A 10,809-nucleotide genomic window follows, 5' to 3' on the forward strand; every position below is an offset into this window, starting at 1 on the left:
CACTGTTATCCGAAGAGAAAGATAGGTTATGAGCAACGCTAAAGATGTAACTGACGCAAGTTTCGGCACTGACGTTTTGTCGGCCGAGAAGCCGGTAATCGTGGATTTCTGGGCGGAATGGTGCGGCCCCTGCCGCAAGCTGGGCCCCATTCTGGATGAGATCTCCGTCGAGTACGGTGAAAAGGTGGACGTCGTCAAGGTAAACGTTGACGACAACCCCGCGATCGCTGCGGAGTACGGAATCACCTCCATTCCTGCCGTTTACCTCTTCCAGGGTGGCCAGGTGAAGAGCACCGTTATCGGAGCAAAGCCGAAGCAGTTTTTCGAGAAGGAGTTTGCTGACGTCCTGTCCTAGGTTGTAGCGCCCATGGTGAACATGGGTTTCCTGTAGGAGTGGCCATCGCCGGGAGGCGGTGGCCACTCTTTTATGTGCAGGACGTTCGGTACCTTTCTGGGTCTTATTTATAGGGTTTCGAGCACCATCCTCATACGCGGCGGTGTTGCCGCCAGCGTTGGTAGCTACCAGGGGTGCCTGTTTCACGGGAAACATCGACTCGCTGGTTGCAATTTCCGGAGCGGTGGTGGGTGCCCCCTGAATCGATCGAGCCAGGCACACCGTATCGCTGTGACTGAGTTTTTCGACTAGCTTTGATGGGCGAACCTGCACGATGCAAGTTTCAGGTCGAGTCGGTGGTATGCAACTGTATGAAAGTATTGAAGCCAAGCATCAGCTGTAACGTTCTCACGTCTTTTGGGCACTACCTGCACTGCCGCGGCCAGGCGTGTTTCACGTGAAACCAGCACGCCACGCCCGTACCGCAGTACGCCGCCAGGGACCTAATGCGGCAACGTAGTCTCGAATACCGCCCTGGGGCGGTCGCAGAGTTGGGGCCAAGAAACGCCCCCAGCGCGATGAGTCGTCAGACCATCGTCCCGCACAAAAGCAGCAGGTGTGAAGCGCGTAATTCTTTCCCCGCCGCTGCACTTGGCATTGTCGGGGTTCGTATTCCTTCGTGCGTTATTCTCGTACCGCGCGCGGTTATGAATATCACCACCCTGGAGCGCCGCGCTGGCTGCGCGCTGGCCTCTTACCGTACAAGGAATCCCCATTACGGCTCTGACTCGTTGACCGTCAGACGGACAACTAGGATCTATAGACCCGCCCTCCTCGTCCGCTGGAACCGCGCCTACGGGAACAGCCTCAGTAGTTCTACGTTCCTCGTCCCACTGTCGACGCGACCTCGCTCGAAAACTGAGAGGCACTAAGTCCAAGCCGCCGCACGATACCTACACACAAGCAAGCCGTTGTGAGCGGCGCGAATGGTAGGCACTCCCTAGCCGGGCGCCCCCACAGCCGAGGCCCTGGCCCTTCACAGGGCACAGATCCGATCCGTTTTGATGTTGATGGAGCCTGCGATGAGGTCGAGCCACGCCGGTCCGGTAGCAAGCGCTTGCGGCGCCATTGCCCACACCAAGGGAGCTGGATCGATAGGCCGGGCGCACATCGCCCACGTGCGTCCTGCCCACAGGAAGACCACGCGACCATAGCGATTACCCTGCAGGGGGAGGAGACCCACCACAGCGGTCGTTCAGCATGGGCGGACGCCCAAGCAGTGCCTGCCGCCGCGACGTGCTTGTTTCACGTGAAACAGGCAGCACCTTCGATGGGCTGTTTCACGTGAAACCGCTTGCGTGGAGGGGCCCGCAGGCGCATGAGTTTCCGGTAGAGACAGTGCTGCTATACATGCAGATTGCCCGTACCCCAGCTCAGCTCTAGATGACTGCTCCGGTCGGCGCTCATGCGGTTCAGAATTTTCCGGCTCACGACCTCAACAGAATATCGGGTAGGGGCTCTACCTTGGGCTCGTTCATGAGATCTCGGTACACACGTATTCGAGGGCAGCAACACGCCTGGCGAAGCATGCCGGCCGCCGCGGCAACTAGCAATTACGGGAGTGTCCGTGATGATCCCAAGGGAGAGGACATGGACTGCGACATCGCCCAACCTATCGGGATTCTTGTCATCCTCGTGGCTAGTCGCCACCTAGGAACGCCCACGGATTACGGGCCGTGTAGGGATCCATGCGAAGTAGATTGAGACACCGAATGAGTGGCGCCAACATGCGCGAGTACACAGCGTCTACTGCAGTCACTAGCGACAGGACGGGGGAGGAGGATGGGGCGAAGGCGGACTACCGCAGCTGGCTTTTTCCCCAGCCTTATCCACAGGGTCGCGGATCACTATCCACAGCGTTGTCCACAGGCTCAGGCGTGCCCATCGCTGGCAGACGTGCGGCTAGCGGAAGCCAGTCCAGTGGATGCCTGCTGCTCAAATACTGCGACTACCAATCTTGAAGCCGTCGGTGCTGTTCGCAAGAACGGCTCCAGCACCCGATAGGTGAGATTTAGCAACTGCTATACGTCTCAGCAGGTACTCCGGCCGCCTATAGGCCTGACCACTTCCTTTGTTTCACGTGAAACGTTGGAACGTCACGCAAGCAAGATGAAAGCATATAGAAAAGAATTCGTCTGGGCATCGCCTCTTGAGACGCAAGGCGACCTGGAGCGGCCCGATCCACCTGTGAGCCTATCCACAAAGTTATCCACAGCACTATCCACCGCTCATGAGGGCTCGTGCACTCGAGCGTCTTGATAACGAAGAGCCCCTAGGCCTGTACTCATACCTCCAACCCAGGAAGCTCGTGAGTCGACAGACTAGGATGAGTTGGACGTGGGTGCGCGGCTGATGACTTGGAGCCATCCAACGCCCCGACGCGTCGCTAAAGGAGTAGGGAGCCGAGAGTCTTGCTCGACACTAGGGCCCAGAGTTGCCCAAATGCCGGTTGAAGTGCACCCCCTACTTCAGCAAACTAGTGCGTATGGACAGGAAGCCCCGCGATGCCCCGGGATCCACATTGGTGAGGCGATGGCCCACGATCGTATGTACTGGCAGCCCTTCCGAAAGAGGAAGGTTTGAAGTGCACGACCACTCTTCCTCGGGCAGACGCAGGACCTCTGCAACGGTGGCATCGATACCTGCCTCCGGGTGAGCCGAATACGGTATTGTGCCGGACGACCACCGGATAGAGACACCGAACGTATGATCCTGAGGAACATGGTGGCCATCTAGCACTACACGAAACTCCTAAACAGTGCGATCGCAAGAGACGGTCTGCTGCGCCTCCCGCGGACATCCGGCTCCATCACAAGTGCGGAGAACTATGTCCAAGCCCACGCCGAGATCGGGCAACGCCGCATTGTCATCCCTCGCAGTAGCCGGAGACTTTACCGAAGGGGCAGTGAAGGGCCGTGGAAGCGTTTCACGTGAAACAGGCATGGCAGAGTGTCCGTGCCTGGGGGACCGCTTCGTCACCGCCTCAGACCGTGCTTTGAAATTGAAAGGGTAGCCCTTAGCAGGGGTGAACCGGCCCGCGGCCAAGGAGAACAAGTCAACCTTGTAGGGTGCTCCTCATGTTTCACGTGAAACCGATGCGTCAACTGCAGGGCCGGGCAAGCCCACTTCTACTGCAAGCGTTACCCGCATGTCTCCGACAGCCTGGAACGCGGAGCGGGGACAGGTATAAAAAGTGAAGCGCCGGCAGCTAGGCGCGCAGGTCAGAGCGCATTGGAAGAACTTGCCGTGTCGGCAGCTACGGAGCAGCAGACTGGGCTGAGTGCAGCAACGTCGACTCCAACTGGGGCAGTCAGTTTACGAAGGGCACGCTGCCGAGTGGATTCCTCACAGCCACTGATCAAGATGCGAGCCTGGACCATAAACCCGCCTCGAAACCCGCGCGCACGACTTCTCGCGTGCGACTTCGCCTAGTGCTCCGGTTGTTCGAAAAGGCAGCGGGGCTGTATCCACCAAGAGCCACTCGCCTCCGTATCGCTTATTCGCTTAGTTGTTCTGTTGGAGGAATTTGCGAATGGACCGCCAGCCACCAGATTCTTGCGCCCTCGCACTACGATTCAATCATCACGGATGGACCCGGCGGTGCTCCATGCGACGGCCACGCGAACGCGGTCGCGTAGCACATGCGTCAAGCTTTCAGACGTCGCGCGTAAGCGAATGCGGTGTGGGCGGCGTTTCTGCGAGTGGGGGACTAGCGTGTACGCAAGCCTCCCGCTGGCATCGTTTCACGTGAAACACGAGGCGTTGGGCCATGGGAGTAGGACCGATAACTCCCGCGGACCTCTTCTAATCGTGAATACGGCCTTTATCCGCAACGAATCGCATGGTCATACCCGTCATTTGCTGCCCGCGTGCAAGAGAACGCGGCCCCTTTGATGGGACCTTTCGCGCCCTATGTCACCCGTTGGTGCGGCGGCCGCCAACGGTTCCGCAAAGAAGGAGATAACCACCCTCACTGCTGCCGAGCACCCCGCCACTTGACTGCCGCCGCTACCGAGTCAGCCTTCCCGACGGATACCCCGACTAACGCCCCCTGGGAATGTCGATGAACACCGGCGGCTATGTAATTTGCACGCTAACTGGAGATGCTTTGCACGGTTATGCGGTTCGATTGTCACTTTTTAGCGGTCCGACGCTGAAACACCGGCGAGTAGGGATTTGAAGAGCAAAGCAAAAGGGCCCGGTTCAAGACGAACCGGGCCCTTTTGCTGTGGCGATTAGTTGGTGGATCCAGGAGCCAAAACATCCATGATGCGGTTCAGGTCATCAACGCTGGCAAACTCGATGCTTACCTTGCCTTTCCTTACGCCAAGGGAGATCTTGACGTTGGTGTCCAGGCGGTCGGAGAGCGAAGATGCCAGGTAATCCAAGCGCTCATGCCGGGCCCCAGGGCGGGGAATGTTGTTCTTGGCAGGCTTTGCAGGATCCTGGTACAAGGTCACCGCCTCTTCTGTGGCTCGCACAGACATACCCTCTGCAACGATTCGCTGCGCCAGCCGTTCCATTGCAGCAGCGTCGGGAAGCGACAGAAGGGCACGTGCGTGGCCTGCCGAGAGCACTCCGGCAGCAACCCGCCGCTGCACCAACGGCGGCAGCTTCAGCAGGCGAAGAGTGTTGGATACCTGCGGCCTGGAACGGCCAATGCGATCCGCCAATTGCTCATGGGTGGTACCAAAGTCCTCCAAGAGCTGCTGGTACGCCGCCGCCTCTTCCAGCGGGTTCAGCTGGCTGCGGTGGAGGTTTTCGAGAAGCGCGTCACGGAGAAGATCGTCATCCGTCGTGTCACGGATAATCGCGGGAATGGTGTCAAGCCCTGCAGCCTGGACTGCGCGCCAGCGGCGTTCGCCCATGACGAGTTCATATGGTTCGCTACCGGTTTCGGTTGATGTGCGAACCACGATTGGCTGGAGAACGCCGATTTCACGAACCGAGTGCACCAATTCGGCCATGTCGTCTTCATCGAAGACATTGCGGGGCTGCTTCCGGTTCGGGTGGATGTCCGAGACCGGGATTTCAGCGAAACGGGCACCGGGGACTTCCACCAGCTCAACACCGGAGTCGGGGGCCGCACCAGTCTCAGCCGGCTCCTCAGGGCCTACGGGGTCGTCCCGTTTTGGCACTTCCGGATCTTCCACGATGGCAGAAGGTTCAGCGGCAGCAGCCTTGGATGCCGCGGCGGGGGACTTCCTGGCAGGAGCCTTCTTTGCCGGAGCGGGCGCAGCCGCAGGGGCCTTCTTATCATCGCTGCTCTTGCCGGCAGGAGCCTTGGAGGCAGCTGGCTTAACCGAAGACGGAGGGGTAGTAGGCGTTTCCGCCTCCTGCGTCCTGGTCGCTGCTGCGGCTGTTGGCTGCTCCGTGGGTTCTGTCTTCCTGCGGCCCTCCGGAAAGAAAAGGTCCACAGGCCGCGATACCGCCCCACCGTTACCGGAACCATTGGTTGCGGCGGAACTTGGAATCAGCGCGCCAAGACCGCGGCCTAGGCCCCGTCGCTTCTCGCTCATGGGTAAATCCCTCCAGTGGTAGAGCCAGGCTGGGCCTTGCTCCGTGCGTTGCGGTATTGAAGATTTTAGCGTTCCGCTATTTCAGCGGCTGCTTCCAAATAGGACAGGGCACCACTTGAGGACGGATCGTACGTCATGACCGTCTGCTGGTAGCTGGGGGCTTCGGAGATCCGGACAGACCGCGGAACCACGGCGGAGAGAACCTGTTCGGGGAAGTGCTGGCGTACCTCCGCGGCAACCTGGGCAGCAAGGTTGGTACGGCCGTCATACATGGTGAGCAGGATGGTTGACACAACGAGGTCCGCGTTGAGGTGCTTCTGGATCATCTCGATGTTCTTCAGGAGCTGGCTCAGGCCCTCCAACGCGTAGTACTCGCACTGAATGGGGATCAGTACCTCGCTGGCTGCACAAAAAGCGTTTACGGTCAGCAGGCCGAGGCTGGGCGGGCAGTCGATGAACACATAGTCCAGCCGCTCCTCGCCGTTCTTCTCGCGTTCCTTGGCATAGACATCAATGGCCCGGCGCAGCCGCTGCTCACGGGCCACAAGGGACACGAGCTCAATTTCGGCCCCTGCAAGGTGGATCGTGGCCGGCGCACAGATGAGTTTTCCAATATCCGGGCACGGGGCTACGACGTCGGCAAGAGGGACATCGTTGATCAGGACGTCATAGATGCTGTCCACGTCAGCGTGGTGCTCGATGCCCAAAGCTGTGGAGGCATTGCCCTGGGGATCGATATCGATGACCAGCACATTGAGTCCCGCAGCTGCCAAGGCGGCTGCGATGTTGACCGTGGTGGTGGTCTTGCCCACGCCGCCCTTCTGATTGGACACCGTAAAGATCCGAGTCTTTTCCGGGCGAGGGAGCTGGCGCCCCATTAGGCGTTCACGGCGCTTCGTCTCATGGGCAAGCTCCCGTGCGATGGGGCTGGAATCATCGATAGCGTCAATGACGTTGGATCGACCGCCACCGGTTGTTTCACGTGAAACTGCCTTACCGGACGCTGCAGAGACACCCGTTTTCGGATGATTTCCACCTCGGGCAGGAGCCGTGCCGACACCGGCAAGCCCGGACCCAGCGACAGAACGTGCCGACCCCAAAGACACAAACGGCGGGATCCGTTGTGCGGAGGCTTCACTACTGGTCACTGGGGCACACTCACTCTCGTTCAGCCAATTTTGCTGCCGTTGTCTAGCCTAGCCGCTCCTGCCTGCTGACAGCCGTCAGCGGGCCCGGGTCAGGACTTCTTTTGGGACTTGTTCACCACGATGCGGACCACGGTAGTGGGCTCCTCGAGGAGGTTGTCACCTACTGTCACCACCGAGGTCTCCACGCCACCCAGCTTACGGATGGTCTTGGCCGCCTTCTCGATTTCCTCCCCGGCGCTGCGTCCCTTGATGGCCACCACTTCACCGTGGCCGCCGAGGAGCGGGATGGTCAGGCCGGCCAGGTTGGTCAAGGCCGAAACGGCACGGGCGGTTACCACGTCAGCCTCAACCTGTCCTACGGCCAGCTCCGCGCGTGTGCGCATAACCGTGACATTGTCCAGTCCCAGGTCATCCACCACTTCCTGGAGCCAGATCACGCGGCGTTCCAACGGTTCGATGAGCGTCAGCTCAAGGTCCGGTCGTGCGATGGCCAGGCATAGTCCAGGCAGTCCGGCGCCGCTTCCGACATCGGCAACATGGCTTCCCTGGGCAATTTCGCTTTCGATGACCGCACAATTGAGGACGTGCCGGCTCCACAGCCTGGGAACCTCCCGCGGCCCAATAAGGCCGCGCTCGGTTCCGGACGTGGCCAGATGCTCCACGTAGCGCTTGGCCAGGTCCAGCCGGTCACCGAAGATTTTCTCAGCAGCGCGGAGTTCTGCTGCCGTGATGTCAACCATGGTTATCGGGTCAGCTTCCCTAGTCCGCGGATACAACGATGTGTCGGTCGGCGCCTTCGCCCTCGGACTCGCTGACCAAGCCAAGGTCGGCCACGGCGTCGTGGACGATCTTGCGTTCGTAGGCGCTCATCGGTTCCAGTGCCACCGAATTGCCGGTTTCCTTTACGGACGCTGCAGCATCTTCGGCGATCTTCTGCAGGTGGCCAGTGCGCTCCTGCCGGTAGCCGTTGATGTCCAGGACAAGCCGGGACCGGTTTTCCGTGGCTGAAAGGACTGCCAGTCGGGTCAGCTCCTGGAGCGCTTCAAGGACCTCACCGTCTTCGCCAACCAGGCCTTCGAGCCCTTCGGCTTCCTCGTCGGCGACGATGGAGATGTAGGTGCGGCCGTTGCGGACTTCAATGTCGATGTCGCCGTCGATATCGGCGATGTCCAGCAGTTCCTCCAAGTAGTCTGCAGCGACGTCCCCCTCTTCCTCGAGGCGGCTGGCGGCGGAAACCTTGGCGGCGGAAGCATCCTGGTTCACGGAATCGTCCTGATCTTCGATCTCTTCAGAAAAGGCGTGCTCGGTGCTCTCGGCAGACATTACTTCTTCTTCCTGTTCTTGCGCTGGGGCTGGACGCGCTGTCCCTTAATCTCAACTGCGGCGGCCGCGGCGTCGTCGGCTGCCTCTTCCCGCTTGCCGCTCAGGACGGAAAGTGCGGGCAGGCCCTTGGCGGCACGGCGCTCGGCGAGGGCCTTGGCTGCGGGGGATCCCGGCGTCGGCATGCGGCGGATGACGAAGAACTGCTGGCCCATGGTCCAAAGGTTGGTGGTGGTCCAGTAGATGAGGACACCGATGGGGAAGTTGATGCCACCCACACCGAAAACAATCGGCAGGATGTACAGCATCATCTTCTGCTGGCGCATGAACGGGCTGGCCATGGCTTCTTCGGACATGTTCTTGGCCATGATCTGCTTCTGAGTGATGAACTGCGAGGCCGTCATGGCCAGAATCATCACGATGGACAGGATCCAGACAGCCATCTGGTTGCCGCCGCCGCCATGCAGCAGGGATGCAGACAGGGGCGCACCGAAAATGCTGGATTCGTCGAACTGCACCACTTGTTCGTGGCTCATCGCCCCGATGCCGGCACCGGTCTGGCGTGCGGCCGTGATTCCTGACAGCACCTGGAACAGCGCGAAGAAGAACGGCATCTGGATCAGCATGGGCAAGCAGGCGGAGAACGGGTTGGTGCCGTGCTTCTTGTACATGGCCATCTGTTCCTGGGCCATGGCCTGCCGGGACAACTGGTCAGTCTTGCCTTTGTATTTGTCCTGGAGCTTCTTGAGGTCCGGCTGCAGCAACTGCATGCCGCGCTGGGCCTTGATCTGCTTGACGAACACCGGGATCAGGGCGGCACGGATCACCAGCACCAGCCCAATGATGGACAGCGTCCAGGTCCAGCCATTCGCGGCGGGCATCCCGATAGCACTCAAGCCATCGTGGAATCCAATCATGATGATGGAAACCAGCCACTTGAACGGGGCCATGATTGTTCCAAAGAAGTCCATACTTATCCCTATTCGTCAGGCCGCACTGCGGCCTTCTTCATCAGTCCGAGCAACCAGGTAAATGTCCGGATTGTTCAGCACAACAATTGTGGGGGTCTGGCCTTCCGGCCATTCCCGGCGGCCGGCGGGGACGTGGTCCACTCCGCCGGCGTTCCATGGGTGGCAATGACCAAGGCGCCGGACTGCGAGCCAGCTTCCCTTGACTGCCCCGTGGACAGTGACCGCTTCAAGGGCATACGCCGAGCATGAAGGGAAAAATCGGCAGACCGGACCATACAAGGGAGAAACCACCTTGCGGTAAGCGATCAGCAGGAGAATGAGGATGTTCCGGGGCAGGTTCCAGAGGAACCTCCCGACGGCGGCCAACACTCTGCGGGAGCGGACGACGACGGCAGTGGCGTTAGGCACGCGTTGTCCCCTCCTGTGTTGTACCGGCCGAACCTTTGGCGGCAGCCCGCAAAGGGCGGCCGGCCAGCCGGTTCAGCGCAGATCCCAGTGCAGCGTTGTAGTCCGACAGCAGCTGGTCCCAGCTGGCAGTGGCAGACGCAGGAAGCGCCCGCACCACGATGGCAAGGCCCGTACCGTGCTCGCGCAGCGACGCAGCAGCTGCTTCTCTCAGTCTCCTCTTAACGAGGTTCCTGACTACAGCGTTCCCTACACTCTTGGAAACAATGAACCCGATCCGGCTGGGTTCGTCGGCAGCAATAGCTGCCGCATATAACACTACGTTCCGGCGCCCATTGCGGACACCGGAACGTACAGTTGTTGAAAAATCGGTTGAGGTCCTCAGGCGGTTGCGGGCGGCCAGCACCTTAAACTCGCAAGGGGATGTCTACCGACGAGCCAGTTATTTAGGCCGACAGTTCGGTGCGGCCCTTGCCACGACGGGCTGCCAGGATGGCACGGCCGGCACGGGTACGCATACGAAGGCGGAAGCCGTGCTTCTTGGCTCGACGGCGGTTATTCGGCTGAAAAGTCCGCTTGCTCACGTTAGTTACTCCAGTGGATCAAAGGTGCGTCCACCCGATCAGTATTGGGGAAGAACTGGCCGACGCTAAGTTTTGTATATGCACGCTTCCCCCAGCTGACCAGGCGCACTGCGACTGGAAAGTTCATACGGGGCCAAAAAGCGGACACAAAGGACTTCACAACGTTAGGGCAATCCGCAGCCCGGAGTCAAACCGGAAGCTGCCTCCCGGGCTGTCCCCAGCTGTGCCTAAGTATCCCCAACAGCCTGTGGATGAAGTGGCTCACAGGGCCTTCCGGAGAACCACAACAGTGTAATTATCCACAGCCGGATAGCCAGCTATCTTCTAGGCTTTTCATCCCCTAGAGTGTCCCAGTAGCCGATTATCCACGGGTTGTGCATAACCCTGTGGATGAAGTTGGGCCAGGACCCTGGTTCCGGACTTGGCTGCAGGCAATGCAGGCAAAGCAAGTTTTGAGGGAACCGATTG

At 60.0% G+C, this 10,809-nt stretch carries 9 protein-coding genes; 1 reads left to right on the forward strand and 8 read right to left on the reverse strand.

The features are described from left to right. Positions 1-28: 28 nt before the first annotated feature. The gene (gene trxA / locus LFT46_RS20635; RefSeq protein WP_236800380.1) at positions 29-355 is read left to right on the forward strand and encodes a thioredoxin; all 327 of its coding nucleotides are present in this window, start codon (positions 29-31) and stop codon (positions 353-355) included. Positions 356-4,629: 4,274 nt separating this feature from the next. Here the strand turns inward: trxA and LFT46_RS20640 are convergent. The 8 genes from LFT46_RS20640 to rpmH form a co-directional block, all read right to left on the reverse strand. Beyond that, positions 4,630-5,913: a ParB/RepB/Spo0J family partition protein gene (locus tag LFT46_RS20640; protein ID WP_236800381.1), complete on the reverse strand. Its 1,284-nt coding sequence runs from the start codon at positions 5,911-5,913 to the stop codon at positions 4,630-4,632. A 65-nt stretch (positions 5,914-5,978) separates the two neighbouring features. After that, entirely contained in the window at positions 5,979-7,061 is a 1,083-nt protein-coding gene (locus LFT46_RS20645) for a ParA family protein (protein ID WP_236800382.1), read from the reverse strand. A gap of 89 nt (positions 7,062-7,150) precedes the next feature. Next, entirely contained in the window at positions 7,151-7,801 is a 651-nt protein-coding gene (gene rsmG / locus LFT46_RS20650) for a 16S rRNA (guanine(527)-N(7))-methyltransferase RsmG (RefSeq protein ID WP_236800383.1), read from the reverse strand. Positions 7,802-7,820: 19 nt separating this feature from the next. Continuing rightward, complete coding sequence (locus LFT46_RS20655) at positions 7,821-8,384, reverse strand: Jag family protein (protein ID WP_236820893.1); 564 nt, start codon at positions 8,382-8,384, stop codon at positions 7,821-7,823. Next, positions 8,384-9,352 (reverse strand): membrane protein insertase YidC, encoded by a 969-nt coding sequence (gene yidC / locus LFT46_RS20660; RefSeq protein WP_236800385.1) that lies wholly within the window; start codon positions 9,350-9,352, stop codon positions 8,384-8,386. Before yidC ends, LFT46_RS20655 begins: the two co-directional genes overlap by 1 nt. A 15-nt stretch (positions 9,353-9,367) precedes the next feature. Further along, positions 9,368-9,760: a membrane protein insertion efficiency factor YidD gene (gene yidD / locus LFT46_RS20665; protein ID WP_236800386.1), complete on the reverse strand. Its 393-nt coding sequence runs from the start codon at positions 9,758-9,760 to the stop codon at positions 9,368-9,370. After that, complete coding sequence (gene rnpA / locus LFT46_RS20670) at positions 9,753-10,163, reverse strand: ribonuclease P protein component (RefSeq protein ID WP_236800387.1); 411 nt, start codon at positions 10,161-10,163, stop codon at positions 9,753-9,755. Before rnpA ends, yidD begins: the two co-directional genes overlap by 8 nt. 40 nt (positions 10,164-10,203) lie before the next feature. After that, complete coding sequence (rpmH, locus tag LFT46_RS20675; protein ID WP_003800212.1) at positions 10,204-10,341, reverse strand: 50S ribosomal protein L34; 138 nt, start codon at positions 10,339-10,341, stop codon at positions 10,204-10,206. Positions 10,342-10,809: the final 468 nt, after the last annotated feature.

Source organism: Arthrobacter sp. FW306-07-I, from assembly GCF_021800405.1.
In the GTDB taxonomy this organism is placed as follows: domain Bacteria; phylum Actinomycetota; class Actinomycetes; order Actinomycetales; family Micrococcaceae; genus Arthrobacter.

Coding starts and splice junctions, on each gene's coding strand:
- LFT46_RS20640 (WP_236800381.1), bottom strand. CDS start 5,913: ATGAGCGAGAAGCGACGGGGCCTAGGCCGCGGTCTTGGCGCGCTGATT.
- LFT46_RS20655 (WP_236820893.1), bottom strand. CDS start 8,384: ATGTCTGCCGAGAGCACCGAGCACGCCTTTTCTGAAGAGATCGAAGAT.
- rsmG (WP_236800383.1), bottom strand. CDS start 7,801: ATGGTTGACATCACGGCAGCAGAACTCCGCGCTGCTGAGAAAATCTTC.
- trxA (WP_236800380.1), top strand. CDS start 29: ATGAGCAACGCTAAAGATGTAACTGACGCAAGTTTCGGCACTGACGTT.
- yidC (WP_236800385.1), bottom strand. CDS start 9,352: ATGGACTTCTTTGGAACAATCATGGCCCCGTTCAAGTGGCTGGTTTCC.